At 66.7% G+C, this 18975-nt stretch carries 18 protein-coding genes; 7 read left to right on the top strand and 11 right to left on the bottom strand.

The window, feature by feature from the left end; translation table 11 throughout:
* Positions 1–16: 16 nt before the first annotated feature.
* Positions 17–589, bottom strand: a complete 573-nt coding sequence (locus tag AB0N05_RS06255; protein ID WP_364688188.1) for a DUF2867 domain-containing protein — start codon at positions 587–589, stop codon at positions 17–19.
* Positions 590–687: 98 nt separating this feature from the next.
* On the opposite strand from AB0N05_RS06255, the gene AB0N05_RS06250 reads away from it, so the two are divergent.
* The 3 genes from AB0N05_RS06250 to AB0N05_RS06240 all read left to right on the top strand — a co-directional run bounded on the left by AB0N05_RS06250 (position 688) and on the right by AB0N05_RS06240 (position 3359).
* On the top strand, positions 688–1350 hold the full coding sequence (locus tag AB0N05_RS06250) for an AraC family transcriptional regulator (protein WP_364688186.1): 663 nt from the start codon (positions 688–690) through the stop codon (positions 1348–1350).
* A 19-nt stretch (positions 1351–1369) separates the two neighbouring features.
* On the top strand, positions 1370–1846 hold the full coding sequence (locus AB0N05_RS06245) for an Lrp/AsnC family transcriptional regulator (RefSeq protein ID WP_364688184.1): 477 nt from the start codon (positions 1370–1372) through the stop codon (positions 1844–1846).
* Positions 1847–1967: 121 nt separating this feature from the next.
* Entirely contained in the window at positions 1968–3359 is a 1392-nt protein-coding gene (locus AB0N05_RS06240) for an aspartate aminotransferase family protein (protein WP_364688182.1), read from the top strand.
* A 256-nt stretch (positions 3360–3615) separates the two neighbouring features.
* Here the strand turns inward: AB0N05_RS06240 and AB0N05_RS06235 are convergent, their stop codons facing one another.
* Positions 3616–4242 carry a metal-dependent phosphohydrolase gene (locus tag AB0N05_RS06235; protein ID WP_364688180.1) on the bottom strand — a complete coding sequence of 209 codons (627 nt, stop codon included), beginning with the start codon at positions 4240–4242 and terminating at the stop codon, positions 3616–3618.
* A gap of 162 nt (positions 4243–4404) precedes the next feature.
* Between AB0N05_RS06235 and AB0N05_RS06230 the strand changes: the two genes are divergently transcribed.
* Positions 4405–5322 carry an SMP-30/gluconolactonase/LRE family protein gene (locus AB0N05_RS06230; RefSeq protein ID WP_364688178.1) on the top strand — a complete coding sequence of 306 codons (918 nt, stop codon included), beginning with the start codon at positions 4405–4407 and terminating at the stop codon, positions 5320–5322.
* On the opposite strand, the gene AB0N05_RS06225 is transcribed toward AB0N05_RS06230, so the two are convergent.
* Both AB0N05_RS06225 and cobA read right to left on the bottom strand, forming a co-directional pair.
* Positions 5319–6785: an MFS transporter gene (locus AB0N05_RS06225; protein ID WP_364689536.1), complete on the bottom strand. Its 1467-nt coding sequence runs from the start codon at positions 6783–6785 to the stop codon at positions 5319–5321. The two genes, AB0N05_RS06230 and AB0N05_RS06225, sit on opposite strands and share 4 nt — an antisense overlap.
* Positions 6786–6838: 53 nt before the next feature.
* Positions 6839–8095: a uroporphyrinogen-III C-methyltransferase gene (cobA, locus tag AB0N05_RS06220; RefSeq protein ID WP_364688176.1), complete on the bottom strand. Its 1257-nt coding sequence runs from the start codon at positions 8093–8095 to the stop codon at positions 6839–6841.
* A gap of 175 nt (positions 8096–8270) precedes the next feature.
* Between cobA and AB0N05_RS06215 the strand changes: the two genes are divergently transcribed.
* On the top strand, positions 8271–9245 hold the full coding sequence (locus AB0N05_RS06215; RefSeq protein ID WP_364688174.1) for a hypothetical protein: 975 nt from the start codon (positions 8271–8273) through the stop codon (positions 9243–9245).
* Positions 9246–9254: 9 nt separating this feature from the next.
* On the opposite strand, the gene AB0N05_RS06210 is transcribed toward AB0N05_RS06215, so the two are convergent.
* Complete coding sequence (locus tag AB0N05_RS06210) at positions 9255–10592, bottom strand: DoxX family protein (protein ID WP_364688172.1); 1338 nt, start codon at positions 10590–10592, stop codon at positions 9255–9257.
* Positions 10593–10889: 297 nt separating this feature from the next.
* Between AB0N05_RS06210 and AB0N05_RS06205 the strand changes: the two genes are divergently transcribed.
* Positions 10890–12023 carry a phosphotransferase family protein gene (locus AB0N05_RS06205; RefSeq protein WP_364688170.1) on the top strand — a complete coding sequence of 378 codons (1134 nt, stop codon included), beginning with the start codon at positions 10890–10892 and terminating at the stop codon, positions 12021–12023.
* Between the two features lie 6 nt (positions 12024–12029).
* On the top strand, positions 12030–13136 hold the full coding sequence (locus AB0N05_RS06200; protein WP_364688168.1) for a hypothetical protein: 1107 nt from the start codon (positions 12030–12032) through the stop codon (positions 13134–13136).
* 152 nt (positions 13137–13288) lie between these two features.
* Here the strand turns inward: AB0N05_RS06200 and AB0N05_RS06195 are convergent, their stop codons facing one another.
* From AB0N05_RS06195 to AB0N05_RS06170, 6 genes are all read right to left on the bottom strand, one after another.
* Positions 13289–13444, bottom strand: coding sequence for a hypothetical protein (locus tag AB0N05_RS06195; protein ID WP_364688166.1), 156 nt, complete (start codon positions 13442–13444; stop codon positions 13289–13291).
* A 69-nt stretch (positions 13445–13513) separates the two neighbouring features.
* The gene (locus tag AB0N05_RS06190) at positions 13514–13876 is read right to left on the bottom strand and encodes a cobalamin biosynthesis protein (RefSeq protein WP_364688164.1); all 363 of its coding nucleotides are present in this window, start codon (positions 13874–13876) and stop codon (positions 13514–13516) included.
* A 323-nt stretch (positions 13877–14199) separates the two neighbouring features.
* Positions 14200–15639, bottom strand: coding sequence for a cobyrinate a,c-diamide synthase (locus AB0N05_RS06185; RefSeq protein WP_364688162.1), 1440 nt, complete (start codon positions 15637–15639; stop codon positions 14200–14202).
* A 46-nt stretch (positions 15640–15685) separates the two neighbouring features.
* Complete coding sequence (cobO, locus tag AB0N05_RS06180) at positions 15686–16306, bottom strand: cob(I)yrinic acid a,c-diamide adenosyltransferase (protein WP_364688160.1); 621 nt, start codon at positions 16304–16306, stop codon at positions 15686–15688.
* Between the two features lie 204 nt (positions 16307–16510).
* A complete protein-coding gene (locus AB0N05_RS06175) occupies positions 16511–16678 on the bottom strand; it encodes a hypothetical protein (protein WP_364688158.1) in 168 nt (55 codons plus the stop codon).
* A gap of 2 nt (positions 16679–16680) precedes the next feature.
* Positions 16681–18801 carry a magnesium chelatase subunit D family protein gene (locus AB0N05_RS06170; protein ID WP_364689534.1) on the bottom strand — a complete coding sequence of 707 codons (2121 nt, stop codon included), beginning with the start codon at positions 18799–18801 and terminating at the stop codon, positions 16681–16683.
* Between the last annotated feature and the right edge of the window lie 174 nt (positions 18802–18975).

Here is an 18975-nt window from a genome sequence, read left to right as displayed (position 1 = left end):
CGGGCCGTTCGTCCGCTCAGGCGTCGGCCAGACGCCAGTCCTTACCGATCGACCGGAGCAGCGCGGGCATGACCACCGCGCGCCGAAGAGGTTGGATGGCAGTCATATAGAACTTTCCGAACAGGCCGTTCGGCTTCACCAGGGAGGTCATCTGGCCGTAGTAGCCGCCGTTTCCGTCCTGGACCCAGCCGACGTGCATGAGCGCGTGCACCGTTCGATTGGCCATCTCGGCGACGTATTCGGTGTCGGTCAGGTACACGGCCTTGAAGGGGACCGACGCGAAGTCCGGACCGCGGGCGGACCGCAGATCCTCGGGTAGGCGATCTCGCAGCGAGGGGACGCGCGCGCCGACGGCGGAATCCGGCTTGTCCAGGCCGAGTAGCGCGCCGAGCTTGAAACGCAGGGTCAGCAGGGAACGGACGATCGGGTTGGCCACGTCGTCACCGGCGGTGAATTGAGTCACGAAGCGCGCCAGACCGTCCGGGCCGCCGGGGGTCGGCATGGCCCACACATCCTCGACTTCGAAGTCGGGCGCGATCTCATGGATGCGCCAGGGGCGGTCGGTGTAGGCGGTATCGGGGAGTCTCATCTGTGGACCTCCAGGCGTTCCGGTGCGAGCATGGATTGATGATCGATCGGCCGAGGTCGTTCTGTATTGAACGAAACGGCAATACCGTGTTCGCCGCTGTGGGTGACGAATTCACCTGTTATGCCGAGACTTCCAGCCCTGCTGGGATGCGGCATCAAAGCCCTGCATGGCAGGTGTTGCTGTCGTGGGACGGGCCGGTGACGGCGGTCGATGAGCGGGGACGGGTGACCAGCGGTGCGGGAGTGCTGGTTCCGCCTCGGCTGCGGATCGCGGATCGGAACGCGGGTGGGATCACCGTGCTGTGGATCGACCCGCACGGTCTTGTGGTTCCGCGGGAGCCGCGAATTCACGCGCTCGAGCGCACTCAGGTGCGACGGTTGCTCGCTGCTACCGACGGGGATCTCGATCCGGCGAGAGTGCGCGGGACGGTGCGACGGGTGCTGGGTGGGCCGGTGAGGCTGGATCCGCGGCTGCGGCGGGTGCTGGACGTGCTCGACGAGGACGTCCCTATAGAGGCGCTGGCCGACGTGGCTGGGATCTCGCCGCGGCGGTTACGGCAGTTGGCCGCACCGGCTTTCGGTGGGTCGCTCACCATGCTGCGGCGGTGGCATCGGCTGCGGGAGGCGGGGTTGCGGCTGCCGTTCACGGCCGCTGCCGAAGTTGCCGCGCAGACCGGGTTCTCGGATCAGGCGCATCTGATCCGCACGTCGGTGGCATTGTGCGGGCGCACGCCCGGCTCGTCGGCGGCGCGGCGCGCATGAACCTGCGAGGATTGCGGGCGTGAGCGATCTGAACGCAAACCGGGGAACTCCGGTGCTCGACGACATCTCCAAGAAGATCATCGCCCAGTTGCAGGAGGACGGGCGGCGGGCGTACGCGTCCATCGGGAAAGCGGTCGGGCTGTCGGAGGCGGCGGTGCGGCAGCGGGTGCAGAAGCTGGCCGACGCGGGGGTCATCCAGATTGTGGCGGTGACCGATCCGCTGCAGGTCGGGTTGTTCCGGCAGGCGATGATCGCGATCACCGTGGATGGGCCCGTGCAGCCGGTGGCGGATTCGCTGGCCACCATCGATGAGATCAACTACGTGGTGGTGTGCGCGGGGCGGTACGACATTCTGTGCGAGGCCGTGTGTCCTGATGACGAGGCCTTGTTGGATCTGGTGTCGAACCATATTCGGGCGCTGGCCGGGGTGCGGCATGCGGAGATCATGGTTTATCTGAAGCTGCGGAAGCAGACGTACAAGTGGGGCACTCGCTAATCAACAACACAGTGGCATTCAACGAAATCCGTTGATGATCAACTTGTAACAACGAAATCGGTTGCTGTGCTGGCTCTCGCATGGGATAACCGAAGGTACACACCACTTCGAGGAGTCCCTGATGACTGCCACCGCCCAGCCCCGATCCGTGACTCCGGACGACGCCTCGCGCGTCGTGCGGGATCACCTGTGGATGCATTTCGCGACACACAACGGGGTTGACGAAGCAGAAGCGCCGCTCATCGTTCGAGGGGAGGGCGCATATCTCTTCGATGCCCGGGGCAAGCGCTACCTGGACGGGCTCGCGGGCCTGTTCGCCGTGCAGGTCGGGCACGGGCGCGAGGAACTGGCCGAGGCGGCGGCGCGGCAGATGCGGGAACTGTCGTACTTCCCGCTGTGGGGGTACTCGCATCCGCCGGCCGTCGAACTGGCCGAGCGACTGGCGAATTCGGCTCCCGGGGACCTGAATCGGGTGTTCTTCACCGTCAGCGGCGGCGAATCCGTGGAAGCGGCATGGAAACTCGCGCGGCAGTACTTCAAGCTGGCCGGGCAGCCCACCAAGCACAAGGTGATCAGCCGGAATATGGCGTATCACGGGACTTCCATGGGGGCCTTGTCGATCACCGGGATTCCGGGTGCGAAGTCGATGTTCGAACCGCTGGTGCCGAGCACACAACGGGTGCCGAACACCAACTTCTATCGGGCCACCGAGCACGCGGATGACTATGAGGCGTACGGGCTTTGGGCCGCTGACCGGATCGAGGAGGCCATTGTCTTCGAAGGGCCCGAGACCGTGGCCGCCGTATTCCTCGAGCCTGTGCAGAACACCGGTGGGTGTTTCGTGCCGCCGCCCGGGTATTTCCAGCGCGTGCGCGAGATCTGCGACCGGCACGATGTGCTGCTGGTGTCCGATGAGGTGATCTGTGCGTTCGGGCGGCTCGGATACGCCTTCGGCGCAGAGCGTTTCGGCTATCAGCCGGACATGATCACCACCGCCAAGGGACTGACCTCCGGCTACTCCCCGCTCGGCGCGGTGCTGATCAGCGACCGGCTCATGGAACCGTTCCAGCGCAATGACACTCCGTTCATGCACGGCTCCACCTATGGCGGACACCCGGTTTCGTGCGCGGTCGCCCTGGCCAACCTCGACATTATCGAGAACGAGGGCCTCTACGAGCACGTCCGCACCAACGAAGACGTCTTCCGCACGACGCTGGAGAAGCTGACCGACCTCCCCATCGTCGGCGAAGTCCGTGGCGCGGGCTACTTCTGGGCCGTGGAACTGGTCAAGGACAAGGCGACCCGCGAACGCTTCACCGCCGAGGAATCCACCCGAGTCCTGCGCAACTACCTCTCCAAGGAACTCTTCGACAACGGCCTCTACTGCCGAGCCGACGACCGCGCCGAACCCGTCATCCAGTTCTCCCCACCCCTCATCTGCGACCGCACCCACTTCGAAGAAATGGAACAGATCCTGCGCGGCGCGCTGACGGGGGCGTGGAAGCTGCTCTGACCGGGTGCTGGTCCAGGCGGCGGGCGTGGGCGTGAATCGTGCTGTGCCACCCCGGGAATTGGGCGATTCCGGACCGATCGAGGTATTCCGAACACGATTTCGAGCACGGCCTCTAACGTGGCGCATGTAGTTCCTGCACTCCAAGCGTCGGTGTGGGACACGGTCCAACCCTCGCCACCTGGTGGCCGGGGTAGCCGTGACACACGTACACCCCGTACTGGCTGCCCAAACAGACAGTACGGGGTCTACGTAGACGCTATTCCGCAGTGAGCTCCGCGAGCTCGGTTGCCAGGTTGGCTCGGGCTGCGGACTCGTAGCGGGCTTGCGCGGTAGGGGTACGGAACAGGTGCTCCTGCTGTGCGAGGCCCTGGAGGACCGCGGCGCGGCCCGGCCGGAACAACTCGTCCGGAACATGGGCATACTCCGCACGGACCGCGGAAGTATATGCGGCGTAACCGGATTCGTCGGCGGCCAGAATCGCCAGGTCCGCGTCGCAGAGGACCGCGCCATTGTTGTCGCCCGGATCGGGATGGTGGCCTGCCGTGAGTCGGACCAGACGCGCCACCTCGGTCACCAGCTCCGGGTTGACGCCCAACGCAGGCAGCATGCGCTCCGCGAGCTGGGCGCTGGCTTCCTCATTATCGGACCGGTCCACGGCGTAGACGGCGTCATGGAAGAAGGCGGCGTAGCGGACCGCGTCGGCATCGGTTGCGTCGGCGGCCAAGTCGTCGATGACGGCGAGCATGGCGGCCAGGTGTTCCACGGTGTGGTATCGGCGGTGCGGTTCCCGATAGCGGTGCACCAGGTCCTCCCCCACCGCGCTCACCAGCGGTCCGGCCAGCTTTGTCCAGCGGTCCAGCAGGTCTGCGTCGAGATTCCCCATTTACGCAGTCTGCCGAATCGGGCGACCGCGCAACAGCCCTCGGCGGCAGTGCTTTTCACCACTGCGCCCGTTATGCCCCGGTTACAGTGAGCCATGCAGCCACGCCGTTGGACGCCACCCCAGGCCACACCCCGCGCCCGCCAAAAGCACAGCGTCCCACCGATGCCACCGCTGCGGCTGCTGAAGTTGCCGGGTGTCGGGCCGGAGGATGTGGTGATCGGGGCCGACGGGCGGGTGCTCACCGGGACTCTTGACGGGTCGATTCTGGCGGTCGATCCGGGGACGGGTGCGGTGGAACAGATCGGTCACACCGAGGGGCGGCCGCTCGGGCTGCACGTCTGCGGCGATGGCTCGCTGCTCATCTGCAATGCCGGGCAAGGGCTACTGCGGCTGGACAAGCCGGGCGGCACGATCGAGGTGCTGGTGTCGGAGGTGGAAGGCGAGCCATTGACCTTCCCCAGCAATGTGATCGCCGCCGACGACGGGACCATCTACTTCTCCGCGTCATCACGACGCTGGCCTGTGCAACAGTGGATGGCGGACCTGCTCGAACATTCCGGCACCGGCCGCCTGCTCCGCCGCGATACCGAAGGCCGGGTCGAAATCCTGGTCGACGGACTGGATTTCGCCAATGGCGTGGTGCTCGCGCCGGACCGCTCCTGCGTGCTGGTCGCCGAGACCGGCGCATACCGGATCACCCGCTATTGGCTGTCCGGCCCGAAGGCGGGAACCTACGACCGGCTCGTGGAGAACCTCCCCGGTTTGCCCGACAATATGTATCTCGGCAGCGACGGCCTGGCCTGGGTGTCGATACCTGCACCGCGAAACCGACTGCTGGACACCCTGCTTCCGCTGCCCGGCATCCTGCGCAGGATCTCCTGGGCGATCCCCGAACAGCTGCAACCGAAGCCGGAGCGGACCGTGTGGGCCATGGCCTTCGACTTCGACGGCACGCTTGTGCACGACTTGCAGCGCGAGGGAACCGATTACGCGATGGTCACCTCGGTCGCCGAACAAGAGGGCGTGCTGTACCTCGGCAGCCTCACCGAATCGGCGATCGCGGTGACGAGCGCGGGTTAGAGGGCGGACTTCTGGGCTTCGTCCTGGGCGTGCTGGGCCTGGGATACCTGGGCCGGGGTGTAGCGCAGGGTCAGGGCGAGGACACCCATGACCGCTGTGCCGATAGCGCAGAGCAGTAGGACGAGGGTGTAGCCGCTGCCCAGGGCGGCGATCTCCAGGGCATTCATATCGGTGACCTTGCCCGTGGTGCCACCCAGCGACAGGGTGCGCGAGAGGGCGACCGGGCTGAGGAGGCCGACGGCGAAGGGGGTGCCCATGTTCATGAACATCTGGCCGACCGCGGAGAGCGGGCCGATGTGGGACATGTCGACGCCGACCAGCACGCACAGAGGCAGGATCACGATGCCGAAGCCGACCGAGCAACCCACCACCAGCAGCAGGATGAGCAGGGTGGGGAAGTATTCGACGGAACCGTCGATGGTGGAACCGAAGTAGAGACTGGCCGACAGCACGGCCGCGGCACCGAACAACAGCCAACGCGGCTGAACGAACTGCACGGCCTTGGAGGCGATGGCGGTGCCGACGCCCGCGCCGAGCGTGAAAGGAATGCTCGCCAAACCGGCCATCAGCGGGCTGTAACCGAGCACATTCTGAATGAAGAGCGCCACGAAGAACGTCGTCGCACCCAGCACGCCGGAGGTCAGGAAGATGGCGATGAAGGAGATCACCCGATCGCGGCTGTCGAACAATGACCACGGCAGCAGCGGGTTCGCGACATGACGTTCCGCGAAGACGAAGACGATCAGCAGGACGAACCCACCCACCAGCGCACTGATGATGAACGGGCTGTCCCAACCCATTTCGGGTCCCTCGGTGGCGCCGAACACAATGGCCACACACGCCAGCGTGCCCAGCACGGCACCGCGGATATCCAGCGAGATGCGGTGGTGCACGGTGTCGCGTAGCTCGTAGATGGCGCCGACCACGATGAGAATGCCGATCGGGACATTGATCCAGAAGATCCAGCGCCAGTCGACCTGGGTCAGCGCACCGCCGACCACCAGACCGCCGACCGAGCCGACACCGACCATGGAACCGAGAATGGCGATGGCCTGATTGCGGACCGGGCCGGGCGCGAAGGTGGTGGCCACCAAGGCGAATGCCGTCGGGGCAGCAATGGCCGCACCCGTGCCTTGCAGCGCGCGAGCCGCGATCAGCCAGGCCTCGTTCTGCGCGGTACCGCACAGCGCGGACGCCAGCGTGAATAGCGCGACACCGGCGATCAGCATGCGCTTGCGGCCGAAGGAGTCGCCGAGCCGACCGCCGAGCAGCATGAGCCCCGCGAACGGGAGGCCATAGGCGGTGACGGTCCACGCGCTGCCCGCGCTGGACAGATTCAGCTGCTCCTGGACTCGGGGCAGCGCCAGAATCATGACGGTGCCGTCGAGCACCACCATCAGTTGGAGCCCGCTCAAGACGAGGATCGCGAGCCCGAACGCCCGCTTGGTCACCGGATACTGCATCGTCGCAGCGGGGTTATCGAGCACGCAGCCACTGTAATGGACACGAGCACGGGTCACTCGGCGGCGGGAGCGCCGGCGGTGAAGGCGGCGGTGGGGCCGATGACGACAATGGCGGGCGGGCGGATGGCTTCCTCGCGGACGCGCTCGGCGACCGTGGCGAGGTCGGCTCGCAGAATGCGCTGGGTGCGGAGGCTGCCTTCTTGAACGACCGTGACCGGGGTGTCGGCGGCACGGCCGCCTTCCATCAGGGCGGCGGCGAACTTCTCGATGCGTTCCACGGCCATGAGCAGGACGATGGTGCCGCGCAGGCGGGCCAGGGCGGGCCAGTCGACCAGGGAGTCCGGGTGGTCGGGGGCCACATGGCCGCTGACGACGACGAATTCGTGGGTGACGCCGCGGTGGGTTACGGGGATACCGGCCAGGGCGGGGACCGAGATGGCGCTGGTGACGCCGGGGACGACCGTGACCGGGATGCCCGCCTCGACGCACGCCTCGAGTTCCTCGTAACCGCGGCCGAAGACATAGGAGTCGCCGCCCTTGAGGCGGACCACGAACTTGCCCGCCTTCGCGCCCTCGATGAGGGTGGCGTTGATGTGCTCCTGGGCCATGGCGCGGCCGTAGGGGATCTTGGCGGCGTCCACGACCTCGACATCGGGGCCGAGTTCGGCGAGCAGCTCGGGCGGGGCGAGACGGTCGGCGACAACGAGATTCGCGCGGGCCAGCAGGCGGCGGCCGCGCACGGTGATGAGGTCCGGGTCGCCTGGGCCGCCGCCGATGAGGGCGACGCCGGGGGCGGCGGGGGCCGAATCATCGGTCACGACACCGGATTGCAGGGCCTCCAGGAAGGCCGTGCGGACCGCGGCGGAACGACGATGCTGACCACCGGCGAGCACGCCCAGGGTCATGCCGTCATAGCGGGCGGTGGCGGGGGTGACCGCGGTGCCGAGGCGGGCATTGTCGGCGCGCACGCAGAACACGCGGCGGCGCGACGCCTCCTCGACCACGGCGGCATTGGTTTCGGGTTCGCTGGTGCAGGCCATGGCGTACCAGGCGTCGGCCAGATCGCCGTCGGCATAGGCGCGCAATTCCAGGGTGATCTGGCCGGAGGTGGCCATGCCCTCGACGGCGGGAGTGGCCTCGCGGCTGATCACGTGCACATCCGCGCCGGAGGCGATGAGCAGTCCGAGCCGCCGCTGCGCGACGGTCCCGCCACCCACCACGACCACGCGGCGGCCACTCAAATCGAGCCCGACCAGGTAGTTCGGGTCGCCCACGGGCTGGTCTTCGGCTGCGGCTGACGTGTTCTGCACAGTTTTCGAGCCTACGGGTTGCGGGTGCGCGGTCCACAATCGCCTGGCTTCCGTTCGGCAACCGATATGGAGTTCACGGGAGGATGCGGGAGTCGGCGCGGTCCGCGTAACAGTGTCAGAACCCCTCGGCCGGTTTCCCCGGATCACCGAACGAAGCTTTCTATGCTTTTCGATTATGAAGCGCCGCGCCGTGTCCGGAATGCTTGCTGTGGTGGCGATTCTGCTGCTGCCCTTTGCCATCGACGCTACGGCCGCGGCCGATCCGTATGTTCCGGCTGCGGGGGTGGAGACGACCTACTCGGGGCCGGGGCCCTGGGCGGTGACGGAGGAGCAGGGTTTCGGCTGCTGCGATTCCACCGGGGCGGCCTATGACATCTGGTATCCGGCGAACTTGGGGGCGGGCGGGTTCCGGCATCCCATCGTCACCTGGGGTGATGGCACCAATGCTCATCCCGGGCAGTACACCTATCTGCTGAATCATCTGGCCTCCTGGGGATTCGTGGTGATCGCCACCGAGAACGCTCAGACCGGTTCGGGTGTCGATATCGCCGGCGCGGTGGATTACCTGCTGCAGCGTGCGGAGGATCCGGCCAGTCCGTTCCACGGCACGCTGAATCCGGATGCGGTGGGGGCCATGGGGCATTCGCAGGGCGCGACAGGGGTGCTCAATGCCCTGCGGCTCTCGGGCGGACGGATCAAAACCGCTGTGCCGCTGGAACTTCCCATTCAGATCTGGTGTGCGACGGGGTCCTGGTGCCCGGACACCCGGCGGCTGGTCGATGGGTCGGTGTTCCTGGTGAATGGCTCGGAGGATTCGATCATCGCGCCGTCGGAGCAGGCGTTGCCCACGCAGGTTGTCGGGTTGCAGTCGATTCGGGCTTACTACGAGGCGATTCCGTCGAGGATCCCGAAGGTGTGGGGCACCTTGGTCGGCCCGAATCACAATGACGTGCAAGGGCAGCCGGATTGCGCCCAGGCGTCGTGGCCCTGCACGACCGGTGTGTATGGCTATCTCGGGTATCCCACCGCGTGGCTGGCTGCCCGACTCATGAACCGCGCCGATGCCCGGCAGGCGTTCGTGCCGGGCTCGGGCGAGTTCTTTCAGGCGAATCCGAACTGGGTCAATCAGATCGGCGATTCCACCGACTGACGGCGGGACTCAGTTGAACCCGGGGTAGTCCTGGATGAGGTGAGTTCCGTTATGCCGCAGCGGCCATTGACTCTCATTGATGAGTTCGAGCGAGATGCTCACCGGACGGCCGTCGAGCTCACCGATCAGCACCAGCCGATCGGTGGCGGGACGATCGAAGGCGAAGGTCGCCACGGGCTTCCCGGTCTTGGGTGACTGCAGGACCACGGTGTTCGCAATGGTGTCGAACTGTGCCGTCATGGGCGCTAGCGCACCGTCCATACGCTGCGCGAAGGCCCGTTCGGGCTCCTCGAAAACAACTCTCCGCCAGCGTGTTTCATCCGTCAGCAGCGGTGGCACCGACTGGCCGTCCCGAGTGAACTCGGTGACCTGCCAGATGCCGTACAGCTCGGACTTGGGGCGACCCGGACCCCATTCGTGATATGCGCGATTGGCCATCATGATTTCCGCCGCACCGAACCAGCACAGCAGAGCCACCTGCGCGATGGCCAGTATGCGCAGCCCGCGCCGACTTCGCACCGGCTCGGGCGTGTCCGATGGTCCGGTTGCGCGACCGGTCAGGAATGCGGTCAGGCGGCGTAGTTCCGGCGCGAGCAGCACCAGGCTCAGCAGCAGGAGATGGCCCGACAGCAGTTTCACCGGAACGTCGAAACACATGTTCAGGATCCACACCTGGGCCATGCTCACCAGGCTGAGCAGCACCCCGGCCATGGCGGTGCGCGGCAGCAGCAACAGCACACCGGCGAGCACCTCCGCCGAGCCCAGCAGCATTTCGTATACCGGCGAGCTTCCCACCTGCATCCACAGCATCGAGGTGGTCGATAGGGAGCCGAGCGGCCGGAGCAGCATGCTCAGCGGCGGCTCGGGCATCTGGTTCGGAACCAGCTTGGCGAAGCCATAGAGCAGCATCTGCCCGGCCAGGACGAACCGGATGAAGAGCAGAAACCAGCCCGCGAGCCTGCGGTATTCGGTGCGCCGCCGGTCCAGGATGGTCCACACCAGCGTGCCGATGACCGAGACGACCAGGATGACGAAGACCAGCATCCACATATAGACCTGGTCGCCACTGCCGGAATCCGTCCGGATGGTGGCATCGGCGTCGAATACGGTGCGACCCACCCAATGCACCAATGAACTCGGCCAGGTCGCGTACTTGTACACCGCGTCGTCCGGCAGCCATTGCCTGAGCGGGCCCAGGAACGAGAACAGCGGCTGCGGGTAGATCAGGCAGAAGAGTCCGAAGTACAGAAAGCTGACGCGGAAGAGAATCCGGGTGGCCGGGTTCCACTTAGGTGCCGGTTCGCCTGTCCGCTGATCGAGATCCGGCTCGGCCACGACCGCACCCATACCTGTCCCACCCTCTCGTCGTCGAAATCGCTTTCTCAACAGTAGGAATCGCGTGATCCCCCGCCATCCAGGATGCCCCTGAGACGGCCCCTGACAAGAGATCGGCGAAAAATACATCCGGGGAATTACGTACTGGCACGAATGAATCCCCCAAAAGTTGGACAAGGCGCCATCCCGGTCACTGGAACTCGCGAAATACGTTCGCCGAATCGCTTCCCGACCCAACTAGAACGCGTTACATTTCACCCACTGTGCCAGCGGGAATCCGGCGCGCTTACCACATTCAGGAGGATCCACATGACGTCTGCCGACGCCGACCCGAACCAGCGACGGCAACTCACCATCTCGGAACGCGACCTCGATGTGCTCGCCACCGACCTGGCCGAGTGGCTCGCAGGCAAGGTCGAGGCCGACGACCATCCGAAGGTCGGCTCGATCACCCGCCCCCAGGCGGGCGGCATGTCCAGCACCACACTGCTGTTCGATGCCGAATGGACCGAGAACGGGCAGCCCGCCGGGGGATCCTTCGTGGCCCGGCTGGCTCCGGAGGACAGTTCCTTCCCGGTGTTCGAGACCTACGATCTCGAGACGCAGTTCAAGGTCATGGCCGGAGTCGCCGAGGCTACCGACGCGCCGCTGCCGCCGCTGTGCTGGCTGGAGACCGATCCGAGCGTGCTCGGCTCGCCGTTCCTCGTCATGCGACGGGTGGATGGCCGTGTGCCCGAGGACAATCCGCCGTATGTGTTCCTCGGCTGGCTGTTCGACTCGACCGCCGAAGAGCGGTATCGACTGACCCGCAACACGGTCGAGGTCATCGCCAAGATCCACACCATCGAGAACCCGGCCGAGAAGTTCCCCATGCTGGCCTGCGAGGGATCCTCGCTGCGCAAGCATTTCGAGGATCAGAAGGCCTGGTACAACTGGGCGCTCGCGAACGACGGATTCCGAATTCCCTTGCTGGAGCGCACCTTCGAGTACCTCGAAGCGAACTGGCCCGCCGATACCGGGGCCGACGTGCTCAGCTGGGGCGATGCGCGGCCCGGCAATATCATCTTCGACGAATACGCTCCGGCCGCCGTGCTCGACTGGGAGATGGCCGCGCTCGGGCCGCGGGAACTGGATGTGGCCTGGCCCATCCTGATTCACCGGTTCTTCCAGGACATCGCGACCCGCTTCGATCAGCCCGGACTGCCGGACTTCTTGCGGCGCAGCGATGTCGAGAAGCTGTACGAGGAATTCACCGGGCACGCGCCGCGGGATATGGACTGGTACCTCACCTATGCCGCGCTGCGGCACGGCATCGTGATGGCCCGCGTCAAGCGCCGCATGATCCACTTCGGCGAGGACACCGACACCGCCGACCGCGACGACTACGTGATGCACCGGCCGCTGCTGGAAGCTCTGCTCGACGGCACCTACGACTGGGATTGAGAGACAATGTCATTGATCGGTCCGCTGGACGAATACCCGATTCATCAGACACCGCTGCCGATGGCTCGCGTCGCCTCCAGCGACAAGAACTTCTACGATCGCAGCTACTTCAATGCCTCCGACCGTGACGGCGGCACCTTCCTGGTCACCGGGTTCGGGGTGTACCCGAACCTCGGTGTCACCGATGCGTTCGCGACCGTGCGGCGGGGCGATGAGCAGCGCGCGGTGCGATTCTCCGATGCGCTCGGGGACCGCAGCACCGATCTTCAGGTCGGCGGCTACCGGCTGGAGATCATCGAGCCGCTGCAGAAGATCCGGGCCATCTGCGAGCACGAGGATCTGTCCTTCGACATGACCTGGGAGGGTGCCTTCCCGATCGTGCAGGAGCAGCCGCACACCATCATCACAGGGCTGAACCGGCCGATCATCGATGCGCAGCGCTTCGCGCAGGTCGGCTCGTGGGCGGGCACCCTGAATGTGGACGGCACCGACTTCACCCTCGACCCCGCCGTCTGGACCGGCACCCGCGACCGCTCCTGGGGCATCCGCCCCGTCGGCGACTCCGATCCCGCCGGGCGCGTGGCGGACGAACCGTCCGAAGGCTTCTGGTGGCTCTACGTGCCGCTGCGCTTCGACGACTACTCCATTATCGTCATCGTGCAGGAGGAGCCCAACGGCTTCCGCACACTCAACGACGCGACCCGGATCTTCCACGACGGCCGCATCGAGCAATTGGGCTGGCCCCGAGTGCATCTCACCTACAAGCCCGGCACCCGCATCCCCACCGCGGTCCGCCTGGACCTCACCACCCCCGACGGCAAACCCCTCGAGGTCGAGGTGGAAGCAGGCACCTTCGTAGCCCTCAACGTGGGCAGCGGCTACGGCGGCGACCCCGACTGGCAACACGGCCAATGGAAGGGCCGCAACTGGTCCGAAAGCGTCCTCTACAACCTCACCGACCCCGCCATAGCCGCCCGAATCCCCTTCGGCGTCGTAGACCACGTAGGCAAAGCCCGCTGCGGCACCGACGAAGGCTGGGGCCTCTTCGAACACGGCACCATGGGCCGCCACGACCCCACCGGCTTCGCCAACTGGGGCTCCGTAGCCCCGTAGCCCCTCAACTGCGAATCCCCTCCCCCACAAGGCAATTCGCCCAGGCCGCCGAGCCCCGCCGACCCCAACCACCGGCCGGGCCCGGCGGCCTTTTCAAGATCAGGGAGCACTGGTGGTGGGAATTCGTCCCAATTCCCACCACCACAGCTCCCTCACCGATCGGGACCGCCCCAGGCGGACTGAATCCCGAGCGCGGTCTCGGCAAATCGCGGCCACTCCTTGGCCCGCTCATGCGGGATCGCCACCCAATCCTTGAACGGCCGCCCTTTCCCCGACGGGTCGAAGAGCTCAGCCCCCGGCAGCGACACCGGCAGACGCGAGCTCCTCAGCAATCTTGTCGAACAGGTCATCCGGAGCAGCCATAGCAGGGTCCTCTCCTAGCTGTTCGGGTCCTCACGACGAATCACAGCAGCAGCCACGGTAACTCCCCCAACCACAATCTTGGGGACCTCGAGCCACTCACTCCGAGCGGCAAGAAGGGCGGCGGCCTCGGCGACGCTGGACGTCCCGAGCGCCACGGCGGTGCGCATCGAGGGGTTGGGCACCGCCACCCCCGCCAACTCCTCCGGCGTGAATACGGTGACGGATACACCGAGCTGCTGCGCCGCCGCCACCAGCCCCGGCTCCCCCGCCCGCCGATCCACGGTCGTGAGTTGTCGAATAACCCTGTTCCCCACCACTTCTCGCACGGCGGCCACAATCGATTCGGCCGCCACCCCCGCCCGCATGCCCACTCCCACCGCCAACTCCCCAGCGGCCGACGCCGACCCTGCTCCACACTCTGGATCTACAGAGGACGCCCGGCTTCCTCTATTGCCCGCCTCGGGTGTGTTGCCGCCCAACGTCGTAGCAGTTGCCACCGACCGCCCGTCACCCGACGTAGCCAACTGAACTCGGTCCCGCGCTGCGACAACCAGCGCCGGTTCGCCCAGCTCGTCGGTCGTGGGCGACATGGCCAACTCGCCACAGGCCGAGCTCATCTGGATGGGATCATCAACCCCGTCACCAGACTGGGGAGGGCTGGGATGCGGCCAATCGTCGCCGGGTGAGGCGGGGCGCAGGGTCACACCGGGGCCTGGGTGTTCGCGTGATTGGCGGCGACGGAGACGAAACGGGCTATGGCGGAGGGGTTTCCGGCGGGGTGGGTGTGGAGGTAGGAGGCGTGGACGTTGTGGAGGGTTGTGCCTTCGCGGACCGTTTCGCCGGAGGGGGCACGCCAGGCCCAGGCTTGTGGATCTGAGGCGGGGGTGGTTAGGCGGGTGCGGTGGAATTCGTGGCCGCGGACTCGTTCGCCGGGTTGCCAGAGAGGGGAAGCGGTGAGGGCGACTGCGTCTCGGTAGCCGAGGGTCAGGCGGGGGCCGAATTCGGCTTCGGCGTTGATTACACCGGCCATTCGATGGCCGTCCAAGGAGCGGGTCAGGTAGAGGAGGCCTGCGCATTCGGCGTGGATGGGGATGCCTCGGGCCGCTTGGTCGGCTATCGCGGTCAAGAGGGGGGTGTGGGCGGCCAGGTCGGCGGCGTGCTCCTCGGGGAAACCGCCGGGGATTACCAGTCCGGCTGTGCCGGAGGGGAGTTCGTCGCGCAGGGGGTCGAAGACTGCTACGCGGGCGCCTGCCGCGGTCAGTAGTTCGCGGTGTTCTGCGTAGCCGAAGGTGAAGGCGGGGCCGCCTGCGATGGCGATTACGGGTGCCGTTTCCGTCGCGGTGCGGGCGGGGTCGGCCAGGTCGGCCGATTGCTCCGCTGCAACGGCGATCGCGGTGTGCAGTTCCTCGGCGGGGTCCCAGGATGGGCCTTGAATGTTTGACGCGGCCAGGGCGGCCAGAGCGGCCAGATCCAGGTGTGCGGCAACGAGATCGGTCATTGCTTCGACTGCCGAGTGGGCGGCGGAGCCGTGTTCGACTGCGGGGATGAGGCCGAGATGCCTTGAAGGGACTTCCAATTCGCTCAGGCGGGGTAGCGCGCCCAGGACCGGGAGGCCTACTCGGGCGCAGGCTGCGCGCAACACCTGTTCGTGGCGTTCGCTGCCGACTCGGTTGAGAATCACTCCGCCGAGGCGGATTCCGGTGTCGAAGGTGGCGAAACCGTGCAGGAGGGCGGCGAGGCTTTGGCTGTGGCCGCGGGCGTCTACCACCAGGATTACGGGTGCGCCGAGCATGGCGGCGATTTGGGCGGTGGAGCCCTCGGCTACGGGGCCGGTGTTGTTTTCGTCGATGCGGCCGTCGAACAGGCCCATGACGCCCTCGACCACGGCGAGGTCGCAGCCTTCGCTGCCGTGACGGTAGAGGGGGACCACGCGGTCCGCGCCGACGAGTACCGGATCCAGGTTGCGGCCGGGGCGGCCGGCGGCGAGGCCGTGGTAGCCGGGGTCGATGTAGTCGGGGCCCACCTTGAAGGGGGCGACGCGGTGGCCGGCTCGGCGCAGTGCGCCGATCAGGCCCGTCGCCACCGTCGTTTTGCCGCTGCCCGAGGCGGGGGCGGCGATCACGATCGCGGGCGTGCTCATCGCGCCGCGCTCGGTTCGGGGAGCCCGGCGGAATTGCTCGCGCGCATCACCATTCGATGCCGCGCTGGCCCTTGCGGCCCGCGTCCATGGGGTGCTTCACCTTGGTCATCTCGGTGACGAGGTCGGCGGCGTCGATGAGGGCTTGGGGAGCGTCGCGGCCGGTGATCACGACGTGCTGGTTGCCGGTGCGGTTGCGGAGCGTGTCGACGACCTCGTCCACGTCGACCCAGCCCCACTTGAGCGGGTAGGTGAATTCGTCCAGCACATAGAAGCGGTGCTCTTCGGCCTTCAGGCGGCGCGCGATCTCGTGCCAGCCGGCGAGCGCGGCCGCGGCATGGTCCTCATCGCTGCCTTGCTTGCGGGTCCAGGACCAGCCTTCGCCCATCTTGTGCCATTCGATCGCACCGCCGACGCCGGTGTCCTCGTGCAGCTTGCCGAGCGTGCGAAAAGCGGCTTCCTCCCCGACTTTCCACTTGGCGCTCTTCACGAATTGGAACACCGCGACATCGAAGCCCTGGTTCCAGGCCCGCAATGCCATCCCGAACGCGGCGGTCGACTTGCCCTTGCCGGGGCCGGTGTGCACGGCCAGCACCGGCAGATTGCGACGCTGACGTGTGGTCAGCCCGTCATCCGGAATGCTGTCCGGCAGTGGCACGCCCTGGGGCATCGTTGCGCTCCTTTTCTTGCCGCGCTGGGGCGCAGGCTTGGAACCACGGTGCCATATGGGTGTGGAGGCTCGGTTCCCGGCCTAGCCATGCACTTTTCGGCCCCGAATGGCGGGAAACTGCCCGCAGGCGGTCCACAGTGCATGAAAATCCCGGACCCACCCCACGACCCCGAGGGAGGCGGCCGGCAGATGGAGACCGCAGACTCACGTCAACGCGTGCACGAGTGCTCTGACTGCCGCGATCACACCTCGGAAGACCCCCTCGACCGCCACGTCAGCCACGGTGTCGACAGCGACATCCTTGGCCGTCTCCTTGGTCTTCTCGGACTTCTCGCTCTTCGTCTTCCACTTGTTGCGGCGAAACAATCTCATACCTATGCCACTCTGCTCGCACGGACCACACCCGCCACCATATCGCCGGTCAGTTCCGCCAATTGCAGGTAGCCGCCGCGCAATTCGCGGGACAGGTCGCGGGCGAGACCGAGCCGGATCATGCCGCGTTCGCAATCCACGACCATGGCGGTGACCGAATCACGAGCCAGCAGTCGGGCGGCGGCGCGAGCGCGCGGCACCGGGTCGCTGCCACCGGTGGCGCGGCCATCGGTGAGCAAGACCACCAGGGGGCGGCGGTGCGGGTCGCGGACGCGTTCACGCTGGACCACCTCGCGGGCCTTCAGAAGTCCCTGGGCGAGTGGGGTTTTGCCGCCGGTACGCATATCGGCCAGGCGGCGAACCGCGATGTCCACCGAAGACGTCGGAGGGAGTACGAGTTCGGCCTCCTGCCCGCGCACGGTGATCACGGCGACCTTGTCGCGGCGTTGATACGCGTCGCGCAGCAGGGCGACGACCGCGCCGGTGACGGCGGAGAGGCGGTCGCGGGAGGCCATGGAGCCGGAGGCGTCGACCACGAAAACCACCAGATTGCCTTCGCGGCCTTCGCGATACGCGCCGCGCAGGTCTTCGGCGAGGAACTCGATGGGGCCGGTGAAGCGGCCACGGGCGCGCTGGTGCGGGGCCGCGGCGAAGATCGTGCCGAGCAGGTGCAGGCCGGTGCCGGTTTCGGGGGTGGACCGCACGACTCGGCCCTGCCGGGTGCGGGCACGGGAGCGGCGGCCGGGTGCGCCTTCACCTACGCCGGGTACTTCCCAGCGCGGCGGTTTTGCCATCGACTGGGCGGGGGCGCCGACACCGCGTTCCCGCGCGGACTGCTTGTCGCCATGAGACTCCGGGCTATCCGATGCGTTGGTCGGTGAATCCTGCCCAGCCCCAGGTGGATTCGATCCATCGTTGGGGAAGTTCGGATCATCGCTGGGCGAATCCGGACCGCCACTCGGGAGATCGTGATCACCTCCGGGTGAGTCCACGCCGCCTCCCGGGGAGTCCGGTCCTTCGCCGGGCCCATCCGGATCATCGTCGGGCGCAGGCCCTTCCGACTCGGCTGAGCTCTGGTCCTGCGGTCCCGCATCATCCTGCGGGACCGCTTCACCTTTTCCCAGGTCGTCGGCACCGCCATCCACATCCGCGCGGGCAGCTTCCTCGGCCGCCTGCTCCATGGCCTGGTCCAGCTGTTCCTCGCTGATCCCCGGTTCATCGAACGGATCTCGCCGACGCCGGTGCGGCAGTGCGAGTTCCGCCGCCACCCGCACATCGTCCTCGGTCACCACGGGACTCCCCCGCCACGCGGCATGCGCTGTCGCGGTACGCGCCACCACCAGGTCCGCACGCATCCCGTCCACATCGAAAGCCGCACAGAGCGCGGCGATCCGGCGCAATTCCACATTGTCGAGCTCGACATCGGAGATCCGATCGCGAGCAGTCAGAATGCGATCCGCCACTTCACGATCCGCCGCGGCATAGCTCTTCGCGAACCCAGCCGGATCCGCCTCATAATCGAGCCGACGCCGCACCACGGCCATCCGCACATCCACATTCCGCGAGGCGACAACATCAACGGTGAGCCCGAACCGATCCAGCAGCTGCGGCCGCAGCTCACCTTCCTCGGGATTCATGGTGCCCACAAGCACGAATCGCGCCGGGTGCGAATGGGATACGCCATCCCGCTCGATGTGCACTCGCCCCATGGCCGCGGCATCGAGCAGCACATCAACCAAATGGTCATGCAGCAGATTCACTTCATCGACATAGAGCACGCCATGATGCGCCGCAGCCAGCAGACCAGGCTTGAACGCCTGCTCCCCATCCCGCAGGACCCGTTCCAAATCCAGCGACCCGACAACCCGATCCTCGGTAGCGCCGACAGGCAACTCCACCAACTTGGCCGGCCGAGCCCCCCGCTCATCCACCACAGGCGGCAACAACTGCGCCAGCGCCCGAACCACAGTCGACTTCGCGGTCCCCTTCTCCCCGCGCACCAGCACCCCACCGATCCCCGGATGCACCGCACACAGAATCAGCGCAAGCTGCAACCGTTCCTGCCCCACCACAGCAGAAAACGGAAACCCGGCTTCACCACCGGACGCCCCACCAGCCTGCACGGACCCGGAATACGCAGCTACAGAGGAAACCGACACGCCCCAACTCTATGCGCGCCACCCCAAACCCCCTCAGCTGCCCTGCACAGAACCCTCGCTCCCCCTCCGCCCTTCGCCATACGCGGGCCGCGTGAATGAAACCAGGCCGCCCCCTCGGCGAGCCCCTGCTCTCACGTA

Origin of the sequence: Nocardia sp. NPDC051030 (genome assembly GCF_040683015.1) — a bacterium.
Lineage (GTDB): Bacteria > Actinomycetota > Actinomycetes > Mycobacteriales > Mycobacteriaceae > Nocardia.
This window is presented reverse-complemented; position numbering and strand designations above follow the sequence as displayed.

Bases quoted from the DNA above. Each gene is read 5' to 3' on its own strand.
- cobO (WP_364688160.1), bottom strand. From the start codon at position 16,306: ATGCCCCAGGGCGTGCCACTGCCGGACAGCATTCCGGATGACGGGCTG.
- AB0N05_RS06200 (WP_364688168.1), top strand. From the start codon at position 12,030: ATGTCATTGATCGGTCCGCTGGACGAATACCCGATTCATCAGACACCG.
- AB0N05_RS06205 (WP_364688170.1), top strand. From the start codon at position 10,890: ATGACGTCTGCCGACGCCGACCCGAACCAGCGACGGCAACTCACCATC.
- AB0N05_RS06255 (WP_364688188.1), bottom strand. From the start codon at position 589: ATGAGACTCCCCGATACCGCCTACACCGACCGCCCCTGGCGCATCCAT.
- AB0N05_RS06210 (WP_364688172.1), bottom strand. From the start codon at position 10,592: ATGGGTGCGGTCGTGGCCGAGCCGGATCTCGATCAGCGGACAGGCGAA.
- AB0N05_RS06230 (WP_364688178.1), top strand. From the start codon at position 4,405: ATGCCACCGCTGCGGCTGCTGAAGTTGCCGGGTGTCGGGCCGGAGGAT.
- AB0N05_RS06240 (WP_364688182.1), top strand. From the start codon at position 1,968: ATGACTGCCACCGCCCAGCCCCGATCCGTGACTCCGGACGACGCCTCG.
- AB0N05_RS06235 (WP_364688180.1), bottom strand. From the start codon at position 4,242: ATGGGGAATCTCGACGCAGACCTGCTGGACCGCTGGACAAAGCTGGCC.
- AB0N05_RS06185 (WP_364688162.1), bottom strand. From the start codon at position 15,639: ATGAGCACGCCCGCGATCGTGATCGCCGCCCCCGCCTCGGGCAGCGGC.
- AB0N05_RS06215 (WP_364688174.1), top strand. From the start codon at position 8,271: ATGAAGCGCCGCGCCGTGTCCGGAATGCTTGCTGTGGTGGCGATTCTG.
- AB0N05_RS06225 (WP_364689536.1), bottom strand. From the start codon at position 6,785: ATGCAGTATCCGGTGACCAAGCGGGCGTTCGGGCTCGCGATCCTCGTC.
- AB0N05_RS06175 (WP_364688158.1), bottom strand. From the start codon at position 16,678: ATGAGATTGTTTCGCCGCAACAAGTGGAAGACGAAGAGCGAGAAGTCC.